The sequence below is a fragment of the Bradyrhizobium erythrophlei genome (genome assembly GCF_042430365.1).
GTDB classification, from domain to species: domain Bacteria; phylum Pseudomonadota; class Alphaproteobacteria; order Rhizobiales; family Xanthobacteraceae; genus Bradyrhizobium; species Bradyrhizobium erythrophlei.
In genome coordinates, this window is record NZ_JBHMET010000219.1 from 1 (window position 1) to 25,186 (window position 25,186).

34 protein-coding genes and 3 pseudogenes are annotated in these 25,186 nt (G+C 61.3%); 19 read left to right on the forward strand and 18 right to left on the reverse strand.

Annotated features, from left to right (window positions below; translation table 11 throughout):
• Positions 1–356: 356 nt before the first annotated feature.
• Positions 357–1,007, forward strand: a pseudogene (locus ACFFWD_RS30415) (IS110 family RNA-guided transposase); the annotation flags it as partial.
• Between the two features lie 129 nt (positions 1,008–1,136).
• Here the strand turns inward: ACFFWD_RS30415 and ACFFWD_RS30420 are convergent.
• Positions 1,137–1,289: an acyl-homoserine-lactone synthase gene (locus tag ACFFWD_RS30420; RefSeq protein ID WP_376971652.1), complete on the reverse strand. Its 153-nt coding sequence runs from the start codon at positions 1,287–1,289 to the stop codon at positions 1,137–1,139.
• 103 nt (positions 1,290–1,392) lie between these two features.
• Here ACFFWD_RS30420 and ACFFWD_RS30425 point away from each other — a divergent pair, with 103 nt between their 5' ends.
• Together ACFFWD_RS30425 and ACFFWD_RS30430 are read left to right on the forward strand one after the other, a co-directional pair.
• Positions 1,393–1,524 (forward strand): hypothetical protein, encoded by a 132-nt coding sequence (locus ACFFWD_RS30425; RefSeq protein ID WP_376971730.1) that lies wholly within the window; start codon positions 1,393–1,395, stop codon positions 1,522–1,524.
• Between the two features lie 111 nt (positions 1,525–1,635).
• Positions 1,636–1,773 (forward strand): hypothetical protein, encoded by a 138-nt coding sequence (locus ACFFWD_RS30430; RefSeq protein WP_376971732.1) that lies wholly within the window; start codon positions 1,636–1,638, stop codon positions 1,771–1,773.
• 255 nt (positions 1,774–2,028) lie between these two features.
• Here the strand turns inward: ACFFWD_RS30430 and ACFFWD_RS30435 are convergent, their stop codons facing one another.
• Positions 2,029–2,334 (reverse strand): HigA family addiction module antitoxin, encoded by a 306-nt coding sequence (locus tag ACFFWD_RS30435; protein WP_376971654.1) that lies wholly within the window; start codon positions 2,332–2,334, stop codon positions 2,029–2,031.
• Between the two features lie 12 nt (positions 2,335–2,346).
• Complete coding sequence (locus ACFFWD_RS30440; RefSeq protein ID WP_376971656.1) at positions 2,347–2,625, reverse strand: type II toxin-antitoxin system RelE/ParE family toxin; 279 nt, start codon at positions 2,623–2,625, stop codon at positions 2,347–2,349.
• A 137-nt stretch (positions 2,626–2,762) separates the two neighbouring features.
• Between ACFFWD_RS30440 and ACFFWD_RS30445 the strand changes: the two are divergent.
• A pseudogene (locus ACFFWD_RS30445) lies at positions 2,763–3,417 on the forward strand (helix-turn-helix domain-containing protein); the annotation flags it as partial.
• Here the strand turns inward: ACFFWD_RS30445 and ACFFWD_RS30450 are convergent.
• Together ACFFWD_RS30450 and ACFFWD_RS30455 are read right to left on the reverse strand one after the other, a co-directional pair.
• Positions 3,382–3,507 carry a hypothetical protein gene (locus tag ACFFWD_RS30450; protein WP_376971658.1) on the reverse strand — a complete coding sequence of 42 codons (126 nt, stop codon included), beginning with the start codon at positions 3,505–3,507 and terminating at the stop codon, positions 3,382–3,384. The pseudogene ACFFWD_RS30445 and the gene ACFFWD_RS30450 overlap by 36 nt on opposite strands.
• A gap of 21 nt (positions 3,508–3,528) precedes the next feature.
• Positions 3,529–4,197, reverse strand: a complete 669-nt coding sequence (locus ACFFWD_RS30455; RefSeq protein WP_376971660.1) for an ArsR/SmtB family transcription factor — start codon at positions 4,195–4,197, stop codon at positions 3,529–3,531.
• 70 nt (positions 4,198–4,267) lie between these two features.
• Between ACFFWD_RS30455 and ACFFWD_RS30460 the strand changes: the two genes are divergently transcribed.
• The 4 genes from ACFFWD_RS30460 to ACFFWD_RS30475 all read left to right on the forward strand — a co-directional run bounded on the left by ACFFWD_RS30460 (position 4,268) and on the right by ACFFWD_RS30475 (position 7,096).
• The gene (locus ACFFWD_RS30460) at positions 4,268–5,008 is read left to right on the forward strand and encodes an MBL fold metallo-hydrolase (protein WP_376971662.1); all 741 of its coding nucleotides are present in this window, start codon (positions 4,268–4,270) and stop codon (positions 5,006–5,008) included.
• A 4-nt stretch (positions 5,009–5,012) separates the two neighbouring features.
• Entirely contained in the window at positions 5,013–6,305 is a 1,293-nt protein-coding gene (locus tag ACFFWD_RS30465) for an MFS transporter (protein WP_376971664.1), read from the forward strand.
• 165 nt (positions 6,306–6,470) lie between these two features.
• Positions 6,471–6,689 (forward strand): SHOCT domain-containing protein, encoded by a 219-nt coding sequence (locus tag ACFFWD_RS30470; RefSeq protein ID WP_376971666.1) that lies wholly within the window; start codon positions 6,471–6,473, stop codon positions 6,687–6,689.
• 53 nt (positions 6,690–6,742) lie between these two features.
• Positions 6,743–7,096, forward strand: a complete 354-nt coding sequence (locus tag ACFFWD_RS30475) for a DsrE/DsrF/TusD sulfur relay family protein (RefSeq protein WP_376971668.1) — start codon at positions 6,743–6,745, stop codon at positions 7,094–7,096.
• Between the two features lie 114 nt (positions 7,097–7,210).
• On the opposite strand, the gene ACFFWD_RS30480 is transcribed toward ACFFWD_RS30475, so the two are convergent.
• Positions 7,211–7,639, reverse strand: a complete 429-nt coding sequence (locus tag ACFFWD_RS30480) for a MerR family transcriptional regulator (protein WP_376971670.1) — start codon at positions 7,637–7,639, stop codon at positions 7,211–7,213.
• A gap of 103 nt (positions 7,640–7,742) precedes the next feature.
• Between ACFFWD_RS30480 and ACFFWD_RS30485 the strand changes: the two genes are divergently transcribed.
• The 3 genes and pseudogenes from ACFFWD_RS30485 to merBA all read left to right on the forward strand — a co-directional run bounded on the left by ACFFWD_RS30485 (position 7,743) and on the right by merBA (position 10,781).
• The gene (locus tag ACFFWD_RS30485) at positions 7,743–8,165 is read left to right on the forward strand and encodes a mercuric transporter MerT family protein (protein WP_376971672.1); all 423 of its coding nucleotides are present in this window, start codon (positions 7,743–7,745) and stop codon (positions 8,163–8,165) included.
• A 22-nt stretch (positions 8,166–8,187) separates the two neighbouring features.
• On the forward strand, positions 8,188–8,481 hold the full coding sequence (locus ACFFWD_RS30490) for a heavy-metal-associated domain-containing protein (RefSeq protein WP_376971674.1): 294 nt from the start codon (positions 8,188–8,190) through the stop codon (positions 8,479–8,481).
• A gap of 34 nt (positions 8,482–8,515) precedes the next feature.
• Positions 8,516–10,781, forward strand: a pseudogene (gene merBA / locus ACFFWD_RS30495) (bifunctional organomercurial lyase/mercury(II) reductase MerBA).
• Positions 10,782–10,825: 44 nt separating this feature from the next.
• On the opposite strand, the gene nrtS reads toward merBA, so the two are convergent.
• Positions 10,826–11,056, reverse strand: coding sequence for a nitrate/nitrite transporter NrtS (nrtS, locus tag ACFFWD_RS30500; RefSeq protein ID WP_376971676.1), 231 nt, complete (start codon positions 11,054–11,056; stop codon positions 10,826–10,828).
• A gap of 19 nt (positions 11,057–11,075) precedes the next feature.
• Complete coding sequence (locus ACFFWD_RS30505) at positions 11,076–11,774, reverse strand: haloacid dehalogenase type II (RefSeq protein WP_376971679.1); 699 nt, start codon at positions 11,772–11,774, stop codon at positions 11,076–11,078.
• Positions 11,775–12,441: 667 nt separating this feature from the next.
• On the opposite strand from ACFFWD_RS30505, the gene ACFFWD_RS30510 reads away from it, so the two are divergent.
• The 3 genes from ACFFWD_RS30510 to ACFFWD_RS30520 all read left to right on the forward strand — a co-directional run bounded on the left by ACFFWD_RS30510 (position 12,442) and on the right by ACFFWD_RS30520 (position 14,493).
• Entirely contained in the window at positions 12,442–13,170 is a 729-nt protein-coding gene (locus ACFFWD_RS30510; RefSeq protein ID WP_376971681.1) for a TlpA disulfide reductase family protein, read from the forward strand.
• An 82-nt stretch (positions 13,171–13,252) separates the two neighbouring features.
• The gene (locus ACFFWD_RS30515; protein WP_376971683.1) at positions 13,253–13,633 is read left to right on the forward strand and encodes a thioredoxin family protein; all 381 of its coding nucleotides are present in this window, start codon (positions 13,253–13,255) and stop codon (positions 13,631–13,633) included.
• 2 nt (positions 13,634–13,635) lie between these two features.
• Positions 13,636–14,493, forward strand: coding sequence for a cytochrome c biogenesis CcdA family protein (locus ACFFWD_RS30520; protein ID WP_376971685.1), 858 nt, complete (start codon positions 13,636–13,638; stop codon positions 14,491–14,493).
• Here ACFFWD_RS30520 and ACFFWD_RS30525 read toward each other — a convergent pair.
• The 10 genes from ACFFWD_RS30525 to ACFFWD_RS30570 form a co-directional block, all read right to left on the reverse strand.
• Positions 14,385–15,179, reverse strand: a complete 795-nt coding sequence (locus tag ACFFWD_RS30525; RefSeq protein WP_376971687.1) for a YiiX/YebB-like N1pC/P60 family cysteine hydrolase — start codon at positions 15,177–15,179, stop codon at positions 14,385–14,387. The genes ACFFWD_RS30520 and ACFFWD_RS30525 overlap by 109 nt on opposite strands.
• Before the next feature lie 64 nt (positions 15,180–15,243).
• Positions 15,244–16,083 (reverse strand): class I SAM-dependent methyltransferase, encoded by an 840-nt coding sequence (locus ACFFWD_RS30530; protein WP_376971689.1) that lies wholly within the window; start codon positions 16,081–16,083, stop codon positions 15,244–15,246.
• Positions 16,080–17,606: a radical SAM protein gene (locus ACFFWD_RS30535; protein ID WP_376971691.1), complete on the reverse strand. Its 1,527-nt coding sequence runs from the start codon at positions 17,604–17,606 to the stop codon at positions 16,080–16,082. Before ACFFWD_RS30535 ends, ACFFWD_RS30530 begins: the two co-directional genes overlap by 4 nt.
• Positions 17,607–17,651: 45 nt before the next feature.
• A complete protein-coding gene (locus ACFFWD_RS30540) occupies positions 17,652–18,080 on the reverse strand; it encodes a vitamin K epoxide reductase family protein (protein ID WP_376971693.1) in 429 nt (142 codons plus the stop codon).
• 211 nt (positions 18,081–18,291) lie between these two features.
• Positions 18,292–18,507 carry a hypothetical protein gene (locus tag ACFFWD_RS30545; protein ID WP_376971695.1) on the reverse strand — a complete coding sequence of 72 codons (216 nt, stop codon included), beginning with the start codon at positions 18,505–18,507 and terminating at the stop codon, positions 18,292–18,294.
• A gap of 331 nt (positions 18,508–18,838) precedes the next feature.
• A complete protein-coding gene (locus ACFFWD_RS30550; protein WP_376971697.1) occupies positions 18,839–19,501 on the reverse strand; it encodes a hypothetical protein in 663 nt (220 codons plus the stop codon).
• Positions 19,498–20,100: a sigma-70 family RNA polymerase sigma factor gene (locus ACFFWD_RS30555; RefSeq protein WP_376971699.1), complete on the reverse strand. Its 603-nt coding sequence runs from the start codon at positions 20,098–20,100 to the stop codon at positions 19,498–19,500. Before ACFFWD_RS30555 ends, ACFFWD_RS30550 begins: the two co-directional genes overlap by 4 nt.
• A gap of 92 nt (positions 20,101–20,192) precedes the next feature.
• The gene (locus ACFFWD_RS30560) at positions 20,193–20,534 is read right to left on the reverse strand and encodes a cupredoxin domain-containing protein (RefSeq protein ID WP_376971701.1); all 342 of its coding nucleotides are present in this window, start codon (positions 20,532–20,534) and stop codon (positions 20,193–20,195) included.
• On the reverse strand, positions 20,531–21,022 hold the full coding sequence (locus ACFFWD_RS30565; protein WP_376971703.1) for a hypothetical protein: 492 nt from the start codon (positions 21,020–21,022) through the stop codon (positions 20,531–20,533). Before ACFFWD_RS30565 ends, ACFFWD_RS30560 begins: the two co-directional genes overlap by 4 nt.
• Before the next feature lie 261 nt (positions 21,023–21,283).
• Positions 21,284–22,273 (reverse strand): DUF3179 domain-containing protein, encoded by a 990-nt coding sequence (locus ACFFWD_RS30570; RefSeq protein WP_376971705.1) that lies wholly within the window; start codon positions 22,271–22,273, stop codon positions 21,284–21,286.
• On the opposite strand from ACFFWD_RS30570, the gene ACFFWD_RS30575 reads away from it, so the two are divergent.
• From ACFFWD_RS30575 to ACFFWD_RS30595, 5 genes are all read left to right on the forward strand, one after another.
• Positions 22,254–22,481: a hypothetical protein gene (locus ACFFWD_RS30575; RefSeq protein WP_376971708.1), complete on the forward strand. Its 228-nt coding sequence runs from the start codon at positions 22,254–22,256 to the stop codon at positions 22,479–22,481. The genes ACFFWD_RS30570 and ACFFWD_RS30575 overlap by 20 nt on opposite strands.
• Positions 22,482–22,612: 131 nt before the next feature.
• Positions 22,613–22,957: a BufA1 family periplasmic bufferin-type metallophore gene (locus tag ACFFWD_RS30580; protein WP_376971710.1), complete on the forward strand. Its 345-nt coding sequence runs from the start codon at positions 22,613–22,615 to the stop codon at positions 22,955–22,957.
• 43 nt (positions 22,958–23,000) lie between these two features.
• On the forward strand, positions 23,001–23,903 hold the full coding sequence (gene bufB / locus ACFFWD_RS30585) for an MNIO family bufferin maturase (protein ID WP_376971712.1): 903 nt from the start codon (positions 23,001–23,003) through the stop codon (positions 23,901–23,903).
• A complete protein-coding gene (locus tag ACFFWD_RS30590) occupies positions 23,887–24,675 on the forward strand; it encodes an HvfC/BufC N-terminal domain-containing protein (RefSeq protein ID WP_376971714.1) in 789 nt (262 codons plus the stop codon). Before bufB ends, ACFFWD_RS30590 begins: the two co-directional genes overlap by 17 nt.
• The gene (locus tag ACFFWD_RS30595; RefSeq protein ID WP_376971716.1) at positions 24,672–25,163 is read left to right on the forward strand and encodes a DoxX family protein; all 492 of its coding nucleotides are present in this window, start codon (positions 24,672–24,674) and stop codon (positions 25,161–25,163) included. The genes ACFFWD_RS30590 and ACFFWD_RS30595 overlap by 4 nt, the downstream gene beginning before the upstream one ends.
• Positions 25,164–25,186: the final 23 nt, after the last annotated feature.

The window sequence follows — 25,186 nt, forward strand, 5'->3', positions numbered from 1 at the left end:
GATCGGCTGCTTGGGGCATCGCCGCTTGGGTGTCTTCTCACCCTCGCTCGGGTGAGTGCCCTTCGGGCGAGTTGGATTCTTCAACCAACTCGAACCCACATTTCCGAGGCTGCGGTTGTGGTCCGTCCGGTGAGGGCCCGCAAGCCGCCGTTGCACAGGCGCCGGCCTGGTCTGCCAGTGTCTGCCAAGCGCCGCCATTACAGCAGAGATTTGCCATTGGCGAAAATGGGGTTCGGGGTCAAAGTTGCACAGCAGCAAGCCTAAGCTACTGAGGTCGCCTGATCGGATGGTCCGGCCGTGCTCCAGCCCCCTAGTGACAGAAGCTGGCTCGGGGCAGCGAAGACAAGGAGCACGCCATGTCTCAGAAATCTAGTAGCGCAATCGCCGTGGTTGGCATCGATATCGGCAAGAACTCATTCCACGTCGTGGGACACGATCGCCGCGGTGCGATCGTGCTCCGGCAGAAGTGGTCGCGTGGCCAGGTCGAGGCGCGACTTGCCAACCTGCCACCGTGCCTGGTCGGCATGGAGGCTTGCGTCGGCGCGCATCATCTCAGCCGCAAGCTGCAGTTACTCGGCCACAATGCTCGGCTAATGCCAGCCAAATACGTGCGGCCGTATTCGAAAGGACAGAAGAACGACTTCCGCGATGCGGAGGCGATTGCCGAGGCGGTGCAACGCCCGACCATGAAGTTCGTTGCGACCAAGACCGCGGACCAACTTGACCTGCAGGCCCTGCACCGCGTCCGCGAGCGCTTGGTCAGTCAGCGTACCGGCATCATCAATCAGATCCGCGCCTTCCTGCTGGAGCGAGGCGTTGCGGTGCGGCAAGGGTTGCGTTTCCTGCGCGCCGAGCTGCCTGGCATCCTGGCGGTGCAAACCGATGTGCTCTCGCCCCGCATGGTGCGCATCCTCGAAGATCTATCAGCAGACTGGCGCCACCTGGATGCACGCATCGAGGGCCTCTCCGGCGAGATTGAAACGCTCGGCCATGAGGATCAGCACTGCGATCCAACATTGCGCAGCGTGAGATTCAGCTTGCCGTGAAGATCATTCAGATCCGTGGTCTCGGCAGTCTCGGACGAGGTGCCGTCGATCCGGATGACCGTAGCAAGGCTCGCCGCGACGTTTTTGGTGTCAACGCAAAAGCGCGAGCTCTCCCAGATCCTGGCAGCCTTCGGTGCCGCGTTGCCCATCCAGTAACACCGGGAACGTATCGGCCAGCATGTTGCGCCCAGTGGTGGGCAGCAGGCGAACACAACCAACAACGTCGCTCTGCTCGAGCGCCAAGAGATAAGTCGGCCTGAATGTGTCGTACTGATCGATCTCCAATCCGTCGGAGAAAGAACGCCGTCTGTTTGACGATGCCCTCAGCTTCAAGATCAGGACCGGGCTGACCGTTCGTATACCCTCAAGCCAAAATCAGTTCGCGGCGTTCACGCTGGCGGTAGACGAGCGCAGCCTTGCACTCGATCGTTTCATCGAGAGCTCGCAAGACATGTTGGAAACGGTGGGTCTCAACTAACATGCCCATGTAAGTGCCAAGATCGGACGCGCGTCGGTGGGCGGCGGGTTGGGAAGCCCACTAACACAGCGCGAGCGGCAGTGTCTTGCCTGGATCTCCGATGGCAAGACGATGCAGGATATTGCGGAGCTTCTTGATGTCACGCCGCGAGGTGTGAAGTTTCATCTGGACAATGCAAGGCGAAATCTTGCTGCATTTACCCTTCCGCACGCTGTGGCGCTCGCGTTTCGGCAAGGATTGCTTCCATAACAGTGCGGAGAAAGAATGCCCGGCGATCCACATGCGAGCTGCCGGCGTAGTCCTGCGGCTGGAGTAGAGTGAGTTCGCCACCGCGACCGGGTCACGGTTATGAACGGCGTCCAGCCGGCTCGCGACCACGTGGGCAACAACCTGCCCGCCGTTGAACCCGCACGCTCTGCGCCAGGACATGGAGGACACCTGCAGGGGCACTCCAGAGCGAGATCCTAGTCGATCCAAATACTTGTCCTAAAGGGCGATATAGGTTCAAGCGGCCCGAAGCGCCGCCTTGATGCGTTTTGCATCGTCGGGTTTGAGATTCCGCCGCGCCAATTTCAGATCATAATGGGTCTGAAGATTCATCCAAAATTCCGGACTGTTTCCAAAGTACAAGCTCAGCCGAAGTGCGGTATCAGCCGTGATACGACGCCGATTGTTGACGATCTCGGCGATACGGTTCGGCGAAATCCCGACGGCCTTGGCGAGCTGGCTCTGCGACAGACCATACTCGGCCAGAAATTCTTCCTTCAGCATTTCGCCGGGTGTGACCGGTGCAAATTCATTCTCCGCCATCGCCTTCTCCTGTCAGTGGTAGTCCACGATCCTGACCTCATGAGGCTCGCCATCGATCCATTTGAAGATCACCCGCCATTGATCATTGATCCGGATCGAATGATAATCCTTGAGATCACCCTTGAGCTTTTCCAATCGGTTCGATGGCGGTACGGTCAAGTCCTCCAGCCGGTTTGCGGCGTTGACTGCTTCGAGCTTGCGCTTCGCCGGTCGGGCAATCCCCGCAAACTGGTGCACGCGCTCATCCCGAAACAGTGCCTCGGTCCGCTTGTCGCCGAACGATCGGATCATCAACCGATTATACCGAATACCGGGATGCGGTCAAGTCCGACACTGCTCTGTGTTCACCGTCAGGACCTGCGAGACAAATTGAAGGATTTTGCGGAGGGAGGATTTCTGGTTCATCGTAGCCGCAAGAAGCGAAGACGAAGCAGAAATCCGGACTAGGCAAAGCGCCGGCAGAACAAGTTCTAAAGACATTCGGCGTAAGACGCGCCGGCACGGCAGAAGAGAAAATCCGCATCGTGCCGGAAGGCCTGCGGGGAGAAGAGAACATCTCCGAGCTCTGCCGCCGGGAAGGCATCGCCGCCTCGATGTATTATGGCTGGTCCAAGGAATTCCTCGAAGCCGGCAAGCGGCGCCTGGCGGGCGATACGGCACGAGCGGCAACCTCCGGCGAAGTGAAAGATCTGCGTCGTGAGACGGCCGCATTGAAGGAAGTCGTGGCCGACCTCACCCTTGAGAACCGTCTGCTCAAAAAAAAGCATGAACGGGGATGGGGAGGACGCGGCATGAGATATCCTGCGTCCGAGAAGGCCGAGATCATCCAACTGGTCGAGCAATCGCATCTTCCCGCCAGGCGCACGCTGGACAAGCTCGGCATCCCACGTGCCACCTTCTATTTCTATCGCTGGTACGAACGTTACCGTGAGGGTGGCATTGAAGCGCTGGCCGATCACCGGTCTCGGCCTGACCGGGTCTGGAATCGCATTCCGGACGATGTCCGATGTCAGATCATCGACCTGCCGCTGGAGCTTCCCGGAGCTGTCACCGCGCGAACTGGCCGTGCGGTTCCCTCAACAGGGCTTCGGGCAGGAACACCGAGGGCGCCTTATGGTCCTTGCCGTCGACGATCGGCCAAGCAATCTCCGCGCGTTCAACTTTCTCATCCATGATTCATCAGATCCGCTTGTCTCAGGCGACGGACTCGATCGGCAAGCCGGCGGCCTTCCATTCGGGGTAGCCGTCCTCGAGCCGGCGGACGCGATAGCCCCACGCCCTCAGCGCTGCGACGGCTTCGAACGAAAGGACGCAATACGGGCCACGGCAATAGGCGATCACCTCGCGGCTTTTCGGAAGTTCGCCCAAGCGTCGCTCCAGTTCAGCGAGCGGAATGTTGAGAGCCCCCGGGAGATGACCAATCGCGAATTCGTCTTCGGGGCGCACATCGAGCACCGTGACCAGATCGTCGCGCAACCTCGCGACCAAGTCATCACGCGAGACCGGTTCGAGCGCGTCGCGGGCCTGAAAGTAATCGGTCACGACCCGGCCGATCTCGGCAACATTGCGTTCGCCGACGCGACCGAGGGCTTTGATTAGCGTGACCACTTCGGCATCGCCGGCCAAGCGATAGAGAACATGCTTGCCGCGACGCTCGGTCTCGACGAGGCGCGCCCTTCTCAGGATCTGCAGGTGGCGCGAGGTGTTGGCGAACGTCAGATGCGCCCGGGCCGATAGTTCCTCGACGCTGCGCATCCCCTGAGCGAGGTGCTCCAGCAGCTCAAGCCGGTGAGCGTGACCGAGCGCCTGCGCCACTTCGGCGAGGTTCTCATAGATCGCCTGTTTCGGTCCGGTGCTTGACACGGCAGCTCCTGAATATATCATTCAGCAGATCGATTGAATGTTAGTTGCTCTCAGAGAGGAGTGCAAGCCTATGATCCTGCGCCAATTCTTGCACAATGATCCGGTCGGCATCTCGTATCTCTTCGGCTGCGGCGGCAAGGCCGCGGGCGCGGTGGTTGATCCCGTCGACGATATCCAGCCCTATCTGCAAGCCGCCGACAATGCCGGCATGCGCATTCACTTCGTGATCGACACGCATGTCCATGCCGACCACCTCTCGTCGGGCCGAGCCCTCGCCGATGCGGCAGGTGCCGCCTACGTGCTCTCGGCGGAGGCAGGCGTTTCGTTTCCGTATAAAGGCGTGCGGGACGGCGAAGTCCTTCCGCTCGGCAACGTCTCGGCGACGGTGCTGCACACGCCGGGTCACACACCCGAGCACATCTGCATTCTTGTGACGGACCGAACGCGCGCCGACGAGCCCTGGTTCGTCTTGACCGGCCACACCCTGATGGTCGGCGATCTGGGCCGTACCGAACTGGCCGCCAACGCCGAAGAAGGCGCAAGGCAACTGTTCCGCAGCACGCGTAGGCTGAAGGAGCTTCCCGACGACGTCGAGGTGTTGCCCGGCGCCTATGCGGGCTCGGTCTGCGGCCGGCGGCTCAGCGGCAAACCATGGTCGACTATTGGATTCGAGAAGCGGCACAATCAGGCATTCATGATCGCGGACGAAGCCGAGTTCGTTCGCTTCATGGTGTCGGAGATTCCGCCGGCGCCGCCGGAAGCCGCTAAGATCAGGGCTGCCAATTCAGGCGTCACTGCCGCTGCGGCCTGATCCCATGAGCGCAGCGGTATCCGCTCCACAAGGTCCCTCTTCGGTCAGGTTGGGGCTGAAGGAAAACTGGCCGCAATTCGCTCTGCTCGTCCTGATCAACGCCTTCGTGGGCGGGATGGTCGGGATCGAGCGAACCGTCGTGCCACTGATCGGCGCCGAGGAGTTCAAGATCGGCTCGACGACTCTTGTCGTCTCCTTCATCGTCAGCTTCGGCGTCGTGAAGGCGTGCGCCAACCTGATCTCCGGCCAGCTCGCCGACAAGTGGGGGCGCAAGCGGGTTCTGGTGCTCGGGTGGCTCGTCGGCCTTCCGGTGCCTTTCATGATCATTTGGGCACCAAGCTGGGAATGGGTGATCGCCGCCAATGCCCTTCTTGGGATCAATCAGGGCCTTGCCTGGTCGATGACCGTGATTATGAAGATCGATCTCGTCGGGCCGAAGTCGCGCGGCTTGGCCGTGGGCCTCAACGAGTTCGCCGGCTATCTCGCGGTCGGCGTGACCGCCTACCTCACCGGGTATCTTGCGTCAGAGTACGGGCTGCGGCCGGCGCCGATCTACCTCGGTGTGGCCTATGCCATCCTCGGCGCCGGGCTCTCGATCCTATTGGTGCGCGATACGCGCGAGCACGTCCGGTTGGAGACCGCGGCGCATGCTCGTCAAGCCTCTCCGATTAGCTTCCGGGAGATCTTCGTCCTCACGTCGTTCCGGGATCGAAACCTGTTCGCCGCATCGCAGGCAGGGCTGGTGAACAACCTCAACGACGGCATGAGCTGGGGTATCTTCCCGCTGTTCTTCGCCTCCTTCGGTCTGGCCGTCGATCGGATCGGCATCTTGAAGGCCGTCTATCCAGCGACGTGGGGCATCCTCCAGGTCGCCACGGGTCCTCTGTCCGACCGCTGGGGCCGCAAGGGCCTGATCGTCGCCGGCATGTGGGTACAGGCCGCGGGTTTGTTCCTGACCGGGGCGACGAGCCATTTCGAGTGGTGGCTCGTCGCCAGCCTGCTGCTGGGAATTGGCACGGCCATGGTCTACCCAAGCCTGATCGCTGCCGTCTCCGACGCATCGCATCCGAGCTGGCGCGCCCGGTCGCTCAGCGTTTACCGCTTCTGGCGAGATCTCGGCTACGCGATTGGGGCGTTGTCGGCGGGCATCATCGCGGACCGATTCGGCCTGTCAGCGGCGATCGGTTCGATCGCTGCCCTGACGTTTATCTCGGGCGTGGTGGTAGCGATGTTGATGCGCGAAGGCGCGGTGAGCTCGGTTGATCCGGCACAAAAAACGGGCCGACCTGCGGAGTAGAATTCGTATCATCAATTATGGAGCAAGCCGATGCACCGAGTCTTGGTCCAAATGGTTGCGGCATTGACCCTTGTACCCGGCGCGGTGTGGGCGCAGACGCCGTCAGACATCGAACGCTACGGCTGGGGTCCGCACATGATGGGGTGGGGCGGAGGATGGTACGCCATGATCTTCGGTCCGTTGTTCATGATCCTCTTTCTCGCGGTCCTGGTCGCCGTCGTGGTCATACTCGTTCGTTGGCTGGGCAGGCCATGGCAAGGAACGGTGCCGCCGCACCAATTCCCGCCCGCCCGCACACCGCTCGATATCCTCAAGGAGCGCTTTGCGCGCGGCGAAATTGACAAGGCGGAGTTCGAGGACCGGCGACGTGTCCTCGGCGAATGAGCCGACTTCGTCGGCAAAAGGCTCGCTTGGTTAGATGAAAAAAGAGGATGGTCGTGCAGGGTCTGCTGATACCGAATGACCCGCCCTACGGCACCGAGCGGTGCTACAATGGCTTGCGACTTGGCCACGCTTTGGCCAAGGGCGATTCTGCGACCACTGTCACGGTTTTCCTGATGGCCGACGCGGTAGTAGCCGCGAAGTCAGGCCAGAAGACGCCAGACGGCTACCACAATGTCGAACGCATGCTGAAAGGCATTATTGCCGGGAAAGGGCAAATCCTGCTTTGCGGCACTTGCTTGGAGGCCCGTGGACTTAGCGATGCTGACATTATGGCTGGCGCGCGACGCAGCAGCATGGCTGAACTGGCGTCGATGACGCTCTCTGCCGAGAAGGTCCTGGTGTTCTAAATTGCGCCGGGCCGCCGATTTATCTCGACTATAACGCGAGCATGCCAATTGATCCGGCGGTCGCGGTGGCGATGCAGCACTATTCTTCCGATGCGCAAATGCGTCGTTGGGAGATCAGTTGATCGTCCCCTCTCGGAATAGCGTCTCGATCAGCGGGCATTCCGGGAGCGTTCCGTCGCCACACTGCGCGACCACGTTCTTGAGCACCCGCTCCATCCGTTTCAGATCGGCGATCTTCGTCCGCACGTCATCGAGATGAGCGGCAGCGACGGCGCGCGCCTCCGCACAAGGCCGGTCGCGTTCGTCGACGAGACGCAAAAGCTCGCGGATTTCATCGAGCGAGAAGCCAAGCTCACGTGCTCGCAACACGAAGCGAAGGCGTCGCTCATGCGAGGTGTCGTAGCTGCGATAGCCACTTGCCGTTCGCGGCGGCTCCGGCAGAAGGCCGACCTTCTCGTAGTAGCGGACAGTCTCCAGGTTGCAGCCAGTCCGCTGGGCGAGCTCGGCCCGCTGCAGCCCCTTCACCGCGGCGTGATCTCGCATCTCAAGAACCCTCTTGACCCTGTAGTCACTACAGACTGCATGTTACATGCCACCTGGGATTTCATGCCCACCTGGGATTTCGGCAAGGAAAGAGAGAAAAGATATGACGACATCCCGATCCGGAACAACGGTCACACCGTCCTCGGCAGACTCGCCCATCTCTGAGCGGGGCGAGGCACGGCGGCAACACCTGGTCGCCGCTGGCGGCGTTCTCGGGGCGCTCGCGGCCTCATCCTGCTGCATCGTGCCGCTGATCCTGTTCGGCCTCGGCATAGGCGGCGCCTGGATCGGCAATTTGACGGCGCTAGCGCCCTACAAGCCGATCTTCGTTGCCGGAACGGCGGGCCTTCTCGGATATGGCTTCTACCTCGTCTACTGGAAGCCGCGGCGAGCCTGCGCCGATGGCGCAGCCTGCGAGCGCCCGATTCCAAACCGCCTTGTCCAGCTCGCGCTCTGGATCGCGACCGTGCTCGTGATCGCCGCCTTCGCCTTCGACTACGTCGCGCCGCTGCTGCTTCGCGCCTGACACCAAGAGGAGACCTTCCGCCATGAACAAGTATTTGAGCGCGCTCGCCCTGATCGGCTCGATGATGCTGGCTCCGTCCGCCTTCGCCGGCGAGCGCACCGTCACCTTCGCCGTCGACAACATGACCTGCGCCTCATGTCCTTACATCGTGAAGAGCTCGATGGCGGCAGTCTCCGGCGTCGCGAAGGTCGCCGTCTCCTTCGAAGCCAAGACCGCGACCGTGACCTTCGACGACGCGAAGACGAACCCGGACGCCATCGCGGCCGCCAGCATGAATGCCGGCTATCCGGCCCATCCGGTCCAGCAGGGCAGTTGAGGCCTGAAAAACCAGCCAGGGAAGGCGTGAAGCCATGAACGACTGCTGCGCATCCTCCTCGCCGCGAAATAAGGCAGCGGCTTCCACATTCGCGACACGACCCAGCTATGCGGTGCGTCCAGGTGTGACGTTTCCAGACTGGTCAGCGGTCGCATCGCCGGCAGTCCAAAACGCCCTGCAAGCCATGCTCGGCTCCGACCATGTGCTCAATCGCTGGAGAGGCTATGACCCCGCCGCGGACCGTGTTCGCGTCGCGCTGCTGCAACTCTACGCCGAAGGTGGACGGGCCCCGACCGCAGGCGCGCTTGCGGAGCGCGCGGGGTTGAGCGAGACCGTTGTCCGGCCTCTGCTCGAAGAACTCCACCGACGCGACCTTGTCGTTCTCGACGGCGACAAAATCGTCGGCGCCTATCCGTTCACCGATCGCGACACGGGTCATCAGGTCACGCTGGACGGACACTCGCTCGACGCCATGTGTGCGGTCGACGCGCTCGGCATCGGGGCGATGACCGACCAAGACATCACGATAGCCTCGCGTTGCCGCCATTGCGGCAGGCCGATCCGGATCGCGACGCGAGACCAAGGCCGCGCGCTGGCTTACGTCGAACCGCAGGCGGCGGTCATGTGGCAGAGCGTCCACTATGAAGGCGCGTGCGCCGCGAACTCGCTGTGCGCGACGACGGCCTTCTTCTGCTCGGACGACCATCTGTCCGCCTGGCGCCGCGAGCGCGCCGCGGACGAGCCCGGATTTCGGCTGTCGATCGAGGAAGGTCTGGAGGCTGGCCGCGCGCTGTTCGGGCCGAGCCTTGCTGGTCTCGATACGGCGCCACGACCGTCGGTCGACCCGGCATCGAAGAGCGCTGCGGTCGCGAACCGCCCCCTGCACGCAAACGGCCGCAATGGCGGCGCGTACGATCTCGTCGTCATCGGCGCCGGCTCGGCCGGATTCTCGGCTTCCATCACCGCCGCCGAACAGGGTGCACAGGTCGCTCTGATCGGCAGCGGCACCATCGGGGGCACTTGCGTCAATATCGGCTGCGTGCCGTCGAAGACCCTGATCCGCGCCGCCGAGACGCTTCATAGCGCCCGCGTGGCGGCACGTTTCGCGGGCATCACGGCTGAAGCCGAACTGACCGACTGGCGCGGAACCGTTCGTCAGAAAGACGCCCTCGTTTCCGAACTGCGCCAAGCCAAATACATCGACTTGCTGCCAGCCTATAACGGCGTTGCCTATCGCGAAGGGCCGGCACGCCTCGCGGACGGCAGCGTCGAGGTGGACGGCGTGCGCATTCCCGCCGGCAAGATCATCATTGCGACGGGCGCACGGCCTGCGGTGCCGGCGATCCTCGGCATCGAGGCGGTGCCGTATTTGACCAGCACAACAGCGCTCGATCTTGAGGTGCTGCCGCAATCGCTGCTCGTTGTCGGCGGCGGCTACATCGGAGCGGAGCTTGCCCAGCTGTTCGCCCGCGCCGGCGTCAAGGTGACGCTGGTGTGCCGGTCTCGTCTGCTCCCTGAGGCCGAACCCGAGATTGGCGCCGCGCTGACGGGATATTTCGAAGACGAAGGAATCTCCGTCGTCTCCGGCATCCACTATCGTGCAATCCGCAAGACCGAGGCCTGGCATTGCGCTTGACGTTGCACGCGACGGTCGTGAAACGACGATAGGCGCCGATCAGGTGCTAGTCGCCACCGGACGCACGCCCAACGTCGAGGGTCTTGGGCTTACCGAGCACGGCATCGCCCTTTCGCCGAAGGGCGGCATCGTCGTCGACGACCGCATGCGCACCACCAGGGCCGGCATCTATGCCGCCGGCGACGTCACCGGCCGCGACCAGTTCGTCTACATGGCGGCGTATAGCGCCAAGCTCGCGGCCAAGAACGCGCTCAATGGCGACAGTTTGCGCTACGACAACAGCGCCATGCCGGCTATCGTGTTCACCGACCCGCAGGTGGCGAGCGTCGGCCTGACCGAGGCCGCGGCGCGCGCGGCCGGTCATGCCGTCCGCGTCTCGACGATCGGCCTCGACCAGGTGCCCCGTGCGCTTGCCGCCCGCGACACCCGTGGGCTCATCAAGCTCGTGGCTGATTCCGGCAGCGGCCGGCTGCTCGGCGCGCACATCCTCGCACCGGAAGGCGCCGACAGCATCCAGACCGCGACGCTGGCGATTACCCATGGCCTGACGGTTCAACAGCTTGCCGACACCATCTTCCCCTATTTGACCACCGTGGAGGGCCTGAAGCTTGCAGCACTGTCCTTCGACAAGGAGGTGGCGAGGCTGTCGTGCTGCGCCGGGTGAGCGTTCGTCTGCGCATCGCGGGTCACACGATCGAATCGTCGATCCTACGGACGCATCTTGCGAAACTGAAATGAAACCGCGCCATAGGTACTAACCGCATATGGCACGAAGTAAGTAAGGATCGCCTTAAACCAATTGATCGGCGCCGTGCCAAACAGCGCAACGCCCTGATTGATGAGGTTCAACATCGTCCCCACAACAACGGCGACAAGAAACGAACGGAGGAGCACACCATCAGAGAGTGAAAACCGACACGCGAGCCTCCATGTCAACATACGGCTCCTTTGCTTGCGTTCACATGTCTCGAACCGCCCCGACAATTCCCGGCAATTCGGCAAGCGTTTCGATTTCGTAATCGGGCCTGCCCGGCAGACGCTCCTTGCGCTGTCGATATCGATTGCACCAGACGACTTTCATTCCAAAGGATGACGCGGCGTACGCGTCCCACGCATTTGACGACTGAAAGGAAATTTGCGAGGCCGGAACGCCCAGCCGGTCGACCGCGAGTTGATAGACTCGAGGATCCGGTTTGTAGACGCCAACCTCCTCGACCGACAATACGATATCGAGCAAGCCATCGATCCGGGCATTCTTTACAGCCGAATCGAGCATCGCGGGCGTTCCGTTCGACAGGATCGCGGTCTTTAGTCCTGCGGCTTTCAACTGCCGGAGAACGTCGGGCACCTCCGGGAAGGTGTCGAGCGTCAAATAGAGCTCCATCAAACGGTCGCGGACCCCAGGCTGATCGAGCAGCAGGGTCTCCAACGAGAAGTCCAGGGCATCACCCGTCACCTGCCAGAAATCGGCATGCCGTCCTTGTGCGGCGCGAAGCCAGGTATATTGGAGCTGTTTTTCGCGCCAAAGGGCGGTAAGCCTGTCGAAGCTGTCACCAAGCACGTCGCGGCAGCGGCGCGCCGCGGAAGCAAAATCGAATAACGTGCCATAGGCATCGAAGACACAAGCCCTCACGGCAACCGACGAGTTCGTGGCCATGGTCTTCCCTCCGTCCGTCTGCAGACTATCGAATTTTGCGCGCCTGGACGAGGCAGTGCAATTTCGTTCTTGAACCTGTTCGCTTTTGCCCGGCGGAAGTTACGCGGGACCGACGAATCTTCCGGAGGGCTGCCTCGTCCTTCAAGGTCGGCTGCCGAACATTCCGGTGCCGTTAGGATTGCGTCGGTATGGCGCCACCATTTTCCGTGATCTGGTAACCTTTCCTGCCCAAGGAACGAATATTCAGGCGTGAAATACCTGCACAAAAGCTGAGTTTCGGAACAGGAGGAGCGAAAAGATGCGAACCACAGCAACGCGCTCCATCCGCATAACCCATCGACCAAGCGGCGCGATCATTGCCGAGGGACCGCTCGGATTTCGGGGCATTACGCCGTTTGAAGGGAATCTCTACATCAGCCGAAAATGCTTGAAAACGAACTGCCTGCGACCGAATTGGGTTCCGGGGCTCTGCATCTACAAATTCCTTTACGTTTGGCTCGATCTGCGACTCCCGGACGGAACGCGGGAGCCCTTTGTCGGATGGATGTACTGGCTGCCAAACCCGCTCCTGCCCTTCATCGCGTTTCGACCAGCCGTTCCTCGCTCTTCGCCAACGCTACGGATCGACGAGATAACCGGTTGACGCGAACGCATATCGAGCCTGCCGATGGTGACCAGCCGATCAGACTCCGCTCCGGTTCGCCCCGGCGTCAAGACCGCGACGCGGCGGGACATCGTCCTCTCGGGACTGGTTGGGACGTTTGCGTCCCCCGGACGCCCCGCGATTGCGGCACCGCAGGCGGCCGATATCCCCAGCTTCCGATCTGGCAGATATCAGTTCACGATCGTTCGGCCGCAGCGAGAGCTGCCAACGATCAGGCTGTTTCGTTTGGAGGGCGGCACCATCGATCTCGCGTCGCTTCGGGGTAAGCCGATCCTTTTGAATTTTTGGGCATCGTGGTGCGCCGCCTGCCGGACAGAATTACCGATTCTTGAACGACAATACGGAGTAGCCTGGCGGAATAAGCTGCAAGTCGTCGCCGTTTCGGACGACAGGAGCAGCCGACAGTCGGTTGAGCGCTTCGTGAAAGCGCTCAAGCTGCAAACCCTTCCGATCTATCTGGACCTCAACGGCTATGTCGCATATTCGGACAGTGCCAACGAGAGAAACGCACCCTTCGCGCTCTACGGGATGCCCATCACATACGCCATCGCAAGCTCCGGATGGGTCGTCGGCTACATGCCGGGCGCCGCAGATTGCGTCGTCGCCTGCTGCCAACGACCTCATCGAATACCTCCACAACATGTGAGGCAACACGGCACCACCGTCCAAGGTACTGCGGCGTTTTCGTCTCGTTCCGCCGGCTCCTTCTGGAACGAGCCGGCTTTTGTGTGACCGGGTAACCTTTTCGGTGTTCCGAGCGAACCACTGCGAGGGCGCCGGGGTTCGCGCGGCATGGAACGGAGAACAACAGATCATGCTTTCCAAACTCCAAAAGGTTTTGCTGGTCGCGGCGACGCTCCTTGCGCCATCGCTTGCCGCTTGGGCGGGGCAGCCGTTCGATGCCGAGGCGTTTCAATCCGCCCAGGCTGCGGAGAAAGTGATCCTCGTCGACGTTGCTGCACCATGGTGTCCGACCTGCAGGCAGCAGCGGCCGATCGTTGAGCAGATCGAGCGAGAAAAGCCAGATTTGGTCGTCTTTGACGTCGATTTTGACACTGCAAAAGAAGTCTTGAAGCAGTTTCACGTCCAGTACCAGAGCACGCTCATCCTCTTTCGAGGCACGAGGGAGGTCGGGCGGTCGATCGGCGAAACCGACCCGACACTCATTCGTTCGCTGATCGCGAAGGCCTTCTAACCATGGCTGGTTTGGGCAATTTGACGCTCGGCTATGCAGCCGGCGCGTTATCGACATTATCGCCCTGTGTGCTGCCGATTCTGCCAATGATCCTGTTCGGGGTGATCGAGCGACATGCGTGGGGACCGCTGGCGTTGGCTGCGGGCCTGTCGACTTCTTTTGCCGTGGTCGGAACGGTCCTCGCAGCGGCGGGCTTCAACATCGGGATTGATCCGTCCTCGTTGCGCCTCCTGGTCGCCTCCCTGATGGCCTGTATGGGAATCGTTCTTCTCGTCCCGGCGCTTCACGGAAGATTGGCAACCGTCGGCACTCCCCTCGCGACATGGGGACAGATCCTGCTTGACCGACTTCTGCCGTCGGGAATCGGCGGCCAGTTTGTTGTTGGCGCATTGCTTGGCGTGATCTGGTCTCCCTGCTCGGGTCCCACGCTTGGGGCGGCGGTGGGACTCGCTGCGCCGGGCGACAGCGCCGGCACGGCGGCGGCGACCATGGTCAGCTTCGGCTTCGGTGCGGCAACGCCGGTTCTCGCGCTCGCCTACGGCTCGAGACAAGCTATCATGGCTCGGCACGATTGGCTGGCGCGAATGTCGCGCATTGGCAGGCCTTTGATGGGCGCGGCCTTTGTTGGCATCGGAATTGTCGTCCTTAGCGGCCTGGACAAGATCGCCGAGGCCTTCCTGACGCGCGCCATGCCGGACTGGCTGGTGACCGCACACGGCTGTGACGCCCGTCGAGACCTGTTCCGGACCTTTCAGCTCCATTTCAGCGTTCTGAAATCGAATTCGCCTTCGATCGTCGGTTTGACGATGCGGAAGTATGGCGAGACATCGAAATCGCGTGGAACGAAGAGAGAGTGGTGACGGATGTGCATGATCTCATCGATGCACTCCGGACAGTCCTTGGTTGCCGCGGAGCGATACTCAACAGCGGGAAGCACCGGGTAATGCACAAACTGGAACGCCTCCGCGATCAGCGTAGAGCAGATGGCACGGGTCGGATCGCCGCTCCCGAACGCGATCATGCGCCGGCGAATTCGCGTAGGTACAGGTGGGGTCGGCAGCAAATAGCGCGCAAGATCGACGACATTCTTGAGATCGTAGCGATGTCCGAGGCGGGCGATCGCAAACTCGATGACGGCGCGACGCTCTTCCTCGCTGAGCCCCACCGGCCGGCAAATTCGCGTGGGCACGCCGGCGAATGCCTCGATGCTGACGCTGCGAACGCCCTCTATGAGATCCGCTTCGATGAAGCAATGCGTTGATTGGGTCAGGCGTCCGCCGCCATACGCGCCGACATAAAGGGCGGCATGCGACCAAGTGGATTGCGTCAAATATTTGATCGCCGTGCTGATCTGCGAATTTCCTTCGACTAATAGAACGTCGACGGGCTCGAGGCAGGCAAGCAGCCGATCCGGCGTGGTCGGCGGAGTCGCTCGGTGCGCATGCCGCTCCCTGCTCAGAAATCTCGCGAGATTCAGACCTATCTTCTTCATCATGTTACAATTCGGAACACTAAGTACTCGATTGAGCGGGAGGACCGGTGCCATTACCGGATCGCTCTATCAAGCTTACAGTCCTCAGCGCCGGTGCGCCTTTCCTGCAACCATTCTGCTACGCTGGTTTGATTGCCGTGACGATTGCGTAGCCAAGTTTGCGTTGAGCAGTCGCCTCCTGAGCATATCTAACAAGTTTCTTGGCTGCCTCAAAATCGACGCCCGGCAGAACAAGCTTCTGCAATCCGGTCGCGACCTCGGCGGCGAGCAGCCGCGTGCGTATCCCCTGTACGAAATCGGCGAGCACATGGTTGTGCTCTTCGACGATCCGTACCGCCAGATTGGCGGCAGAGAGACGTGCGACATAGCCCGTGAGCGGTTGCGCATCAGCGATGCACGCGATCCAGGAAAACAGGTCATCGAGATCGCGAGACAACGGCTCCGTTCGGGTCAAATCGCTTATGCCCACCTGACCACCAACTGCGAGCACCCGCGCGAACTCGTTGGCGGCAAGCTGCTTGTCCGGGACGAGGCAGAAGGAGCACTCGCAGATGACTGCATCGAACGAGCTGTCCGCAAACGGCAGCCGCTCCGCATCGGCCCACTGAAACAACGCTCTTCCCGCCAAACCCACGTCCAGCGCCGTTCGGTTGGCTTCTTCCACGTTCTTCCGGCTGAAGTCGATGCCGACCACCTTACAGCCGAACCGCTTGGCCAGGAAAATCCCGCTTGTTCCCGTGCCTGCCGCGACGTCCAGGATGCGGGTCTGAGGATTCAGCTCCAACAACTGACCGAGCCGCTCTGTAAGCCTGACACCGCCCGGATGAAACGTGTCGCCTACCAACCACTTCGCGATTTCGCTGTCGTACGCAGCGGCACAGCATTGCTTGATATCGGGAGCTGAGAGCTCTCGCGCCGGGGTCTCCGAACTGCCGTGCGCCGTCGGTTCGTTGCTCACTTGGGCGCTCCGCCGGCAAACTCGAACACAACCGGTCGAGGCTCATAGGGGCGTCCTTCGTGCCGCGCCCGCCGCCGCTCGGCCTCCATAGCCGTCAGTTGCCGCCGCGCCTGCTCGCGATAGCCAATGGTGTTGTAGGCGCAGAACGGAATCTGCTTGCCGCCCGGAAGCAGAAATTCCTTGCAGCACTTCATCAGGTTCTTCTGATTGAAGGTCCAGGGGTCCATGAAATCCTGGAGCATGATCATGATCATGTTGTTCGCGATATTCTGGATCGCCTGGCCGTCGGGAAGTTCGCAAGCCTGACACGAAGTTGCGACTTGCTGAAGCGACTTCGCCGACCCGGCGACGGAGGAGGACGACCAAAGGCCCTCCAGCGCCATCCTGACCTCATGGCTGAAATCCGGAACGATACGGTTGGTAATGTAGTCGAGGTAGTCGCTGACATTGAGGATACGGGGCAGCGGGATCAATTTGTCACCTTCGACGAATGCATAGGTGACTGAATTGCACGTCGGAAAACAGCATGGCACCGGCACGAAATCGCTGGCGACGAATTTACCGCCGGTTTGCGCTTCGATCCGGCGGACAATATCGGGAATGGTCATCCGGCCCATTGGATCGCCTCCAATGTGACGGCCTGCGCGAAATACCGGCTGGAAGGTGATGCCGCGAATTGCCGAATGCTCGATGGCGAACTCGACGATCCTGCCGATCTCGTGCTCGTTGACCCCGCGTTCTATGGCGGGCACGATCGTGACGTTCAGTCCGATCTCGGCGAGCCTGTCCAGTGCCCGCAGCTTCTCCTCAAGAATGTGCGGCTCACCGCGGAGTATCCGATAGGTCTCTGCTTCAAAGCCGTCGAATTGAAAGTAGATCGCGGGACGCACCTCGTCGAGTTGTTCCAGAAATCGGTCGTCACGGGCGATGCGCTTGCCGTTCGTGTTGAGCATGATGAACCGGATGTTGCGGCTCTGCGCCGCGCGAATGAAGTCGATGATCCTTGGATGGACGGTCGGCTCCCCGCCGGAAAACTGGACAACCTCGGGCTGACCTTCGGTCCTGACGTAGTCATCAAGCATCTGCTCGACTTCTTCGAGCGTCAGGCTGAATCCCGGCCCGGCATCAGCAAAGCACAGCGGACACGCCATGTCGCACGCGCTGTTCACCTCGATGATCCCGAGGCACGCATGCTGTTCATGGTCCGGACACAGTCCGCAGTCGTAGGGGCAGCCGCGTTCGACGACGGCACCGTGCGCTAGCGGAATCGTACCAGGCTTGTTGTGGTGGGAGTAGGATACGTATGCCTCGGCATCGGCGTAGACGAGCGACATGAACGGCCCGCATTGGGGACAGCGCTTGCTCATATAGACCTTGTTGTCGCGCAGCAGAATTTTGGCGTCGATGACCCGCCGACAATTGGGGCAAATGCTGCGCGTCAGCTCGTGAAAGACATAGTCTGAATCGATGCGAGCCCGGCCACCGACCGCCCCCGTTTTGCTGCTTCTGAAATCGATGGTCATGTGCGCATCATTCCGATCCTGTCTGCCGCCTTCTCGGTGGCTTGCCTACCCCAACTTCCAGACTGCCCAAAGCAGTACCGGCGACAAGACTGTCGTGGTGAGGCAGTAGAAGCAGTAGCTACCGAAATTCATCATATCGCGGACGCCAAGCAAGTTGGCGATCGTCGCCAAGGCAGACAGCGCGAGCAGCGCGATCCAGCCCCATCGCTGGGTGGGGACCAGCAACAGCACCAAGATGACGACGTAAAGGCCGGCGCCGATATACCCGTCGGGAATGCCGAACGGCCGTGCGAACGGCGCGTCGGCAACTCCTTGGCATCCCTCGCCGAAGATCGGGCACAGCAATCGTCCCACCAGCCTGCTCTGATAGAGCCCGACGTAGATCATGGCTGCCGCGCTGACGGCCGCTACGCCGAACGCAATGAGCCGGTGAGTGTTCATGCCTTGAGACCAGATCATCTTCAGGTGAGCCATTACTCTGATCGAGCGGTAACCTGCTTATCGATCACCCTGCTCTTTTACCGGCGCTCAACCCGCAATGGGAGGTTCGCTGATGCGGGCGAAAGGTTACCATGGCCGACGCAAAATCTGTAGCGAGAACGCGCCGCCGCGCCTGCACCCGGCAGCGGACCTTGGATGCTTCATATTGCACCGCGCCACCTTCGCCGATGCCGATGAAGCGATGCTATCGCCGTGCAAGATGCCGCTTCACATGGCTCTTGCCGGGCGGCAAAAACGCCATCGCGCCGATGCTGCTGCGCACACCTACGTGCCGGATGCTTGCATTCGGATAAGTAGCTGCGAATGCAGCCGGCTCCTGTTGGGCAAACTGTGCGGATGCGGGCGCTGCCGCCAGCATCGACAGAACGGCCGCTGCACTGAGAATGGTGATCTTGGTCATGGCTTCCTCCACACATCGATCAATAGCGAGCACTCAAAACCCGCACGCGCATACGTTCAGACTCCCATGTCAGCTCTTCTAAACGTTCAAGAGGGTCTGCTGCACGTCAATCGAGATTCTCGTCTCACCATCAGTTGCTGAAGTGCGTGATCTGCACCTCTATTACCTAGTTCGGTTCGATTGCTGCGATTGTTACGCCTTCGCGGGGACTTAACGCGCCGGGATCATTTCTTACTCGTGCAACAACCGCGGGCCCGGTTGCCGCGCCCACGAGCTACAAACCAATCGTTCCGGCTGCCGACAAGTCTGCGGCAACAGGCGCTGCCAGCTCTTACCGCCGCAGTTCGTCCAGTGTCGACAGCAGGGCCAACTCGGGTAGTTCCCCCACGACCGAATAGATCAAGCCGTTCTCTGCCCAACTCGCCTGGCTAAGGTGGCCCTCTTGCGTCAAGGTCAGCGTTCTCCCAGCGCGCTCAATCCGATTATTGCCTGTTAGGCTCAATCCGTCAGCGGACATGATGTAAATCGACAGCAGCTGGCCGTGAATGCGATACATGTAAGACGCGACTCGGCGGCCCGAAAATAGACAGAGTCGACCGCCGATCAACTCGATCCCGGCGTCTCCAGTGGTCACCAGCGGTGGCGCGAAGTCGACCCTCGCGGCCAGCCACGCGCGCACACGCGCAGGGTCGTCGGTCGCGACATCGACCGCTCGGCTGCTATCGATGAAGGCCTCCAATTCCTTCAGTGGCACATCCGACAGCTCGGCCGTGCGCGGGACCCAAAACGCGATCGCCAGAGAAAATATCAGGACGGTGGCGGCGGCGATCGCAGCTCCACGAGCTAACAGTACGCTGAGAGGCGGCGATGAGAGCGCTCGCAGTGACTGAGCGAGCCGTTGCTCCAAGCCGTTCGGGGCGCGCTCGTTGGCGAACGCGCGGCGCAGCGCAACTCCAATCGGATCGTCGGGAGGCATTCGTGAGGGCGCGGTCATCTTCCCGCCTCCGGGACGCGGTGATCAGCTGAACTCGCGCTTGGCCACCAGCCGGCTGCTAGCGCCGCCTGCAACATATCCCGGCCACGAGCGATCCGGGACATAACCGTACCGATCGGGCAATCAGTGACCACGGCGATTTCGCGGTACTTCATCTCCTCAATGAAGAACAAAGTCACGACAATACGAACTTCAGCCGGCAGAGAGCGCACGGCTTCCGCGATCGCGTCACGCAATAAGCTGGCTTCGACCAACAGGTCGGGGCCGGGCATGTGAGTTGCCAAGGCTTCGCGCTCCGCCCCGTCAGGGTCGCTCTCGGAGACGACCAGCTCCATTTCCGGCCTCCGCAGTTGCCGGCGGTATTGGTCGCGGAATGCGTTGATCATGATACGGAACAGCCATGCCCGACATGACTCAATGTTCTTGAACTCACCCTCGCGGAACGCAAGGAAAGCCTTGATGTAGGCGTCATGCACGAGATCTTCGGCATCCGCCTGGCTGCCGGTCAATGCCCGTGCCGCCCGGTACAACGGCGTCACCAACTCGCGGGTGCGTCGCTCGAAGCTGCGGCGGGTCAGAAAATTTCGCAGAACGGACATCGCTTCTCCAGGCGGCAAATGAAAGGCGGAGCCTGTGTATGACGTCAGATTGGGGGCTGGATGTCCAAACGTGAGCCAGTCCTTCGGACATCCTATTTTGCGAGGATCTGTAGTGTGCCTTTCATATTCAGATGGATAGTGCAGACGAGACTGTAGGTTGCTGTGTCCGCCGTGCCGGGAATAGCGATCTCGTACCTCGCGTGAGGATCAATGAAGTGTTCTGCCAGCAGAGATTCATGGTCCGGCAAGAACACCGAGTGCAGCTCCTTGTCGTCGTTATAAAAGACGATCGTATCCCCGGGTCTGGCGGAAATAGTCTTGGGCTCAAAGCGTTGCTCCTTGAGATGGACCTCGATCACGCCGGCGTGGACGGGCCGTGCAGTCAACGCCAGCGCGCCAAGCGCCGCGGTGACGAGAATTGTCCGAACACTCATCGCTCTGGCGAAGCCGGAAACTTGCCCCACAACGCCCCCGGATACACGCCGGCGGCTTGGCTAAGTTTCCCGTCAGCGTGATAGTCGAGCAGGAATTCCTCGCCCGGCCAACTGTCACGCTGCACGACCTTGTGCGCCCGACCGCTACCATCGGCCACAATCGCATGCTTGCCGGCGCCGAATTCTGCGTACGGTTCGTCCTTGAAGGGCTCCGTCTCGACCACGTTCCAAAGCGTGTATACGCCGTACGGGATCAGCCCTTCGAAATCGAATTCGGTAAGGATCTTGCCGTCCGGGAGCTTGGTGAGCTTGGCGGTGCCATGGCCAGCCCAAAAGCTCGCAACTGTCATCCCCGGTGGCACTCCCTTCTTGAGGTCGCGCTCCTTTTGCGGAAACAACGGGACGATCGTAGCCTCGCTCACCGCCGGCTCTGGCGGCGCGGCCACTGTCGGGCTTGCAGCGGCGACGACAGCGATCGCGACCAACATTGCGGACGCCTGTCTGAGATTTATCATTGCGGAAACTCCAGGTCGGTTCCAAGGGAAGGGTTTTGGTTGCTAATGGTTCTGCCCTTCACCCTGAAGACGTTGGCCGGCTGAGTTTTATTCGCAACGCCAGCGAAGCTTCTGTCATTGCGAGTCATCGTACAAGGCACGTGCAAATACGACGGCGATAACGGGCACATGTGCCGCCTCTTGCCCTACTGCACGTCGGCCAGGTTCGCTTCAATTCTGCGGACCTGCCGACGTTCACTTGTGAATAGGGCTGCCCGGCCTGAAAGCGTGGAATGCAAACGCAAACGTGACGTCGTAGGGAATATCCGATACTTGTCCGCCTTGCTGACGCTGCACGACCACGTTTCCGATGTCGCGGCCACCCGCGACGGTCCTCTTGTCGAGCGCCGAGCTTTGCCCGGCTTCCCATTTGAGAACAATATCGCCGCTTTCGATGGTGCCCCGCTCCCTCAGCAGTGGCAGCGACCAGGCTTCGTGATGACCTGGCCGGGTCTCGATTGCGATCACCCGTTCCATCGGGTCGATGCGGTCGGGCAAGGAGCCGTCATACAGAAACGGCCGTTGGCCACTGGTATCGTATCCGACATAGGGATTCGTGCCGTATTTGCGCGCATTGGGATCGTTCGGGATCAACACCTGCCCATTAGGAAAGCGCTGACGGAAGCGGCCAAAGGATTCCAGACGTGATGGGACCAAATGAAGGTGCTTCCCGCTCATGACGCCGACGATGGCGTCGCCGCCGAACTGCTGCCACCAGCTCTCCGTTTGACGATCGTACATCACGAGATCCGCGTTCCGGAGTTTGCCCGTGGTGCCGAAATCGAGAATGCGATTGTCCACCGTGCGTTCGAAAACGAGCGAGGCATTGCAGAGCGGGCAATAGGTGACGGTCACGGGCGTACCCCCGACAATGTCGTTCGCGATCTCGTGCCAGATCAGAATGCTCAGCGGATACGCTCGCGCGTCGTCGTGAATGACGAGCGAGATGACCGGCTCCGCGTTGCCGATGCGGGCGGCCCATCCGGATGCAGCGCCGCCGTTAAGCCGCTCGAAGCGAGGCCTGTCGATCGACGGAATACCGTCCTTGCGCGGCCCGCCCGATCTAATCTCCTCCAGCGGAACGATGTGCCGTGAGAAGTCCGTGCGGGGCCATTCCGTTCGCCAACCTCCGGGCTCGGCCAAGGCTGTGCCCGGAGCCGTGCTGATGGCCACGGCAACAAGCATCGCCGGAAGCGCCATCGCTCGGATGCTGGTTCGGAATCTCAATTGCTCGCCGCTGGGGATCTTTATTGCCTGCCTCAGCGCCTCCTTTGCGATCTCCGTCGATTTCGATGTTCGTTATTCGCTCGACCGCCCGAAAAGGTTACCGGTGGGCTGGGTAACAACGGCGGTTCCATCTCAGCGCTTGGACCGCCAGAACGATCATGCCTGAATTACCGTCATATCCGAGCTCGGGAGCGTAACCTATCCGCTTGTCGGGGCGAATTTATTGGAAGGCGAGCCGAGCCGCTCGCCGGACAGGCGACCGTGTATGTCGCATTCAACCCAATCGGAGGAACAGAAATGCCCAATCGCATGCTATCCGCTCTGATCGCCGGCGCATTCACCGCCGCCATTGGATCGCTCGCCGCTACGTCGGCCACCGCCCAGATGAGCAAGGGCGACATGGAAAAAATGATGAAGGAAAACCAAGCCAAGACGATGAAGGCGCTGGAAGGTGGCAAGATGGAGAAGTGCTACGGCGTCGCCCTCAAGGGCAAGAACGACTGCTATGCGGGAGCGGGCACCAGCTGCGCCGGGACAAGCACCGTGGACTACCAGGGCAATGCATTCAAGCTGGAAGCCAAAGGCAGCTGCACGACGATGCAGACGCCAAAGGGACCGGGAAGCCTCACGCCGAAGGCCTGATAGCGGTTGTCGGGCGGGCAGCCCAGCCGCCCGCCTCCCTTTTTTGTTGGAGGTTGCCGTGTCGGTTCCATTATTTGCGGCCCAAGACCGCATTCCGCCGCGCGGGGGCGTCGGTCTTAAGGCCGAGCACTACCGCACGATCATCGAAACCTTGCCTGATATCGGCTTCTTCGAGGTCCATGCGGAAAACTACATGGGCGCGGGAGGCCCGCCGCACCGCTACCTGGCGGCCATTCGCGAGCGATACAAGCTGTCGCTCCACGGCGTCGGATTGTCGATCGGCGCCGATCGGCCGCTCGATGCGGAGCATCTTCAGCGCTTGAAGCGACTGATCGAACGATACAGACCGGGTCTGTTCTCTGAGCACCTGGCGTGGTCGTCCCATGAAACCTGGTTCCTCAATGACTTGCTGCCGGTCCCATATACCACGGAGACGCTCGCCCGCGTCGCCGACCATATCGACCAGGTCCAGAACACTCTCGGCCGGCAAATGCTGCTGGAGAATCCGTCGACCTATCTCGCCTTCGCCGAAAGCACCTATTCGGAGATCGACTTCATTGCCGAAGTGGTGCGGAGCACCGGGTGCGGCCTGCTTCTCGATGTCAACAATGTCTACGTCGCGTCGACCAACCAGCAGTGGGATCCGGTCGCCTACATTGACGCCTATCCGCTCGCCCATGTTCAGGAAATTCACCTGGCCGGGTATACGAGAGAGGCCGACGACAAGGGACGGCCGCTGCTGATCGATACCCATAATCGCCTGGTCGATGAGATCGTCTGGGATCTCTACGCCCATGCCGTCGGGCTCATCGGCCCGGTTCCCACGCTGATTGAATGGGACGCCGACGTGCCGGCCTGGTCCACGCTCAAGCAGGAAGCCGACCGCGCCGAGGCGATCATGCTCTCAACTAAGCCGGAGGCCGTGCGCAATGCAGCAGCTCGCTGAAAGGCAACGCGGTTTCGCTGCAGCTCTCTTGGACCCCGGGCTGCCGATGCCCGATGGCCTTGTCGGCCCGGACGGCGAACCAGGCCCGAAGCGGTTTGCGGTCTATCGAAACAATGTGGTGGTGGGCCTGATCGAAACTCTGAAGGATGCCTTCCCGGCCGTGCACCGCATCGTCGGAGCGGATTTCTTCCAGGCCATGGCGCGTGCCTACATCATGGTCGAGCCGCCGCGCTCGCCGATCCTGCTAGATTATGGAACCGGCTTTCCCGACTTCATCCGCCAATTCGAGCCCGCTGCGGTGCTGCCCTATCTCGCAGACGTCGCTCGCATCGAGCGCGCCTGGACGGAGGCCTATCACGCGCCTGAGGCCTTCCCGATTGATCCCGGCGTGTTCGCCGCGATTGCCCCCGACCAGCTTCCCGCGATCCGGTTTTCGCTCCACCCTTCGCTCCGCCTTGTCCGGTCGCAGTTTCCCGCGCTGACGATTTGGCAAATGAATGGCGTGGACGGTGTCCCGGGCCCCGTCGACCTTGCCGCCGGCGGCGAGGACGTGTTCGTCATTCGTCCGATGGCCGACGTCGACGTTCGGTTGATTCCCAAGGGCAGCCTGGAATTCATCCAGGCGCTGGCTGACGGAGAAACGGTGCTTGCCGCACTGGAGGCGGCGCTAGTCGCTAATGCTCGTTTCGACCTATCGGCCAACCTTTCTGACCTCATGGGCGCAGGCGCTCTGGTCGGTTACCGACTTGCGCCAGACACGAGGCAAGCATGACTGCGCATGTGAACATCACAAGGGGCGAAAATGCCCTGCGAGATATCAAGGAATGGCTTGCGCGCGTTGCTCAGGTCGTGGCGCCGCCAGTGCTGCGGATCGCACTCGCCGTGCCCTTCTTCAAGTCGGGGCTGACCAAGTGGGATGGCTTCCTGTCGCTGTCTCCGGCCGCGGAGTACCTGTTCGAAGACGAGTTCAAGCTGCACCTCTTCGGCCAGGCCTACGATTTCCCCCTGCCGACCGCGTTCGCGTTTCTGGACGGGATTGCCGAGATCGTGCTCCCCGTTCTGCTTATCATTGGCCTTGCGACCCGTTTCAGCGCGCTTGGACTTCTCGTCATGACCGGCGTCATTCAGCTCGTGGTGCCCGAAGGCTGGGCGAATTTTCATCTGCCGTGGGCGGGGCTGGCCTTGGCCCTCATTGCCCTTGGCCCCGGGCCGTTGTCACTCGACCATTTGCTTGAAAAGCTGCCCCGCCCCTGGAGTTAGGGAGGTGCGTGATGCCGGCTTTC

Coding starts and splice junctions, on each gene's coding strand:
- ACFFWD_RS30430 (WP_376971732.1), top strand. CDS start 1,636: ATGCAGGATATTGCGGAGCTTCTTGATGTCACGCCGCGAGGTGTGAAG.
- ACFFWD_RS30435 (WP_376971654.1), bottom strand. CDS start 2,334: ATGGCGGAGAATGAATTTGCACCGGTCACACCCGGCGAAATGCTGAAG.
- ACFFWD_RS30440 (WP_376971656.1), bottom strand. CDS start 2,625: ATGATCCGATCGTTCGGCGACAAGCGGACCGAGGCACTGTTTCGGGAT.
- ACFFWD_RS30450 (WP_376971658.1), bottom strand. CDS start 3,507: ATGGATGAGAAAGTTGAACGCGCGGAGATTGCTTGGCCGATCGTCGAC.
- ACFFWD_RS30460 (WP_376971662.1), top strand. CDS start 4,268: ATGATCCTGCGCCAATTCTTGCACAATGATCCGGTCGGCATCTCGTAT.
- ACFFWD_RS30465 (WP_376971664.1), top strand. CDS start 5,013: ATGAGCGCAGCGGTATCCGCTCCACAAGGTCCCTCTTCGGTCAGGTTG.
- ACFFWD_RS30470 (WP_376971666.1), top strand. CDS start 6,471: ATGATCTTCGGTCCGTTGTTCATGATCCTCTTTCTCGCGGTCCTGGTC.
- ACFFWD_RS30480 (WP_376971670.1), bottom strand. CDS start 7,639: ATGCGAGATCACGCCGCGGTGAAGGGGCTGCAGCGGGCCGAGCTCGCC.
- ACFFWD_RS30485 (WP_376971672.1), top strand. CDS start 7,743: ATGACGACATCCCGATCCGGAACAACGGTCACACCGTCCTCGGCAGAC.
- ACFFWD_RS30490 (WP_376971674.1), top strand. CDS start 8,188: ATGAACAAGTATTTGAGCGCGCTCGCCCTGATCGGCTCGATGATGCTG.
- nrtS (WP_376971676.1), bottom strand. CDS start 11,056: ATGTTGACATGGAGGCTCGCGTGTCGGTTTTCACTCTCTGATGGTGTG.
- ACFFWD_RS30505 (WP_376971679.1), bottom strand. CDS start 11,774: ATGGCCACGAACTCGTCGGTTGCCGTGAGGGCTTGTGTCTTCGATGCC.
- ACFFWD_RS30510 (WP_376971681.1), top strand. CDS start 12,442: ATGGTGACCAGCCGATCAGACTCCGCTCCGGTTCGCCCCGGCGTCAAG.
- ACFFWD_RS30515 (WP_376971683.1), top strand. CDS start 13,253: ATGCTTTCCAAACTCCAAAAGGTTTTGCTGGTCGCGGCGACGCTCCTT.
- ACFFWD_RS30520 (WP_376971685.1), top strand. CDS start 13,636: ATGGCTGGTTTGGGCAATTTGACGCTCGGCTATGCAGCCGGCGCGTTA.
- ACFFWD_RS30525 (WP_376971687.1), bottom strand. CDS start 15,179: ATGGCACCGGTCCTCCCGCTCAATCGAGTACTTAGTGTTCCGAATTGT.
- ACFFWD_RS30535 (WP_376971691.1), bottom strand. CDS start 17,606: ATGACCATCGATTTCAGAAGCAGCAAAACGGGGGCGGTCGGTGGCCGG.
- ACFFWD_RS30540 (WP_376971693.1), bottom strand. CDS start 18,080: ATGGCTCACCTGAAGATGATCTGGTCTCAAGGCATGAACACTCACCGG.
- ACFFWD_RS30545 (WP_376971695.1), bottom strand. CDS start 18,507: ATGACCAAGATCACCATTCTCAGTGCAGCGGCCGTTCTGTCGATGCTG.
- ACFFWD_RS30550 (WP_376971697.1), bottom strand. CDS start 19,501: ATGACCGCGCCCTCACGAATGCCTCCCGACGATCCGATTGGAGTTGCG.
- ACFFWD_RS30555 (WP_376971699.1), bottom strand. CDS start 20,100: ATGTCCGTTCTGCGAAATTTTCTGACCCGCCGCAGCTTCGAGCGACGC.
- ACFFWD_RS30560 (WP_376971701.1), bottom strand. CDS start 20,534: ATGAGTGTTCGGACAATTCTCGTCACCGCGGCGCTTGGCGCGCTGGCG.
- ACFFWD_RS30565 (WP_376971703.1), bottom strand. CDS start 21,022: ATGTTGGTCGCGATCGCTGTCGTCGCCGCTGCAAGCCCGACAGTGGCC.
- ACFFWD_RS30575 (WP_376971708.1), top strand. CDS start 22,254: ATGGCCACGGCAACAAGCATCGCCGGAAGCGCCATCGCTCGGATGCTG.
- ACFFWD_RS30570 (WP_376971705.1), bottom strand. CDS start 22,273: ATGCTTGTTGCCGTGGCCATCAGCACGGCTCCGGGCACAGCCTTGGCC.
- ACFFWD_RS30580 (WP_376971710.1), top strand. CDS start 22,613: ATGCCCAATCGCATGCTATCCGCTCTGATCGCCGGCGCATTCACCGCC.
- ACFFWD_RS30590 (WP_376971714.1), top strand. CDS start 23,887: ATGCAGCAGCTCGCTGAAAGGCAACGCGGTTTCGCTGCAGCTCTCTTG.
- ACFFWD_RS30595 (WP_376971716.1), top strand. CDS start 24,672: ATGACTGCGCATGTGAACATCACAAGGGGCGAAAATGCCCTGCGAGAT.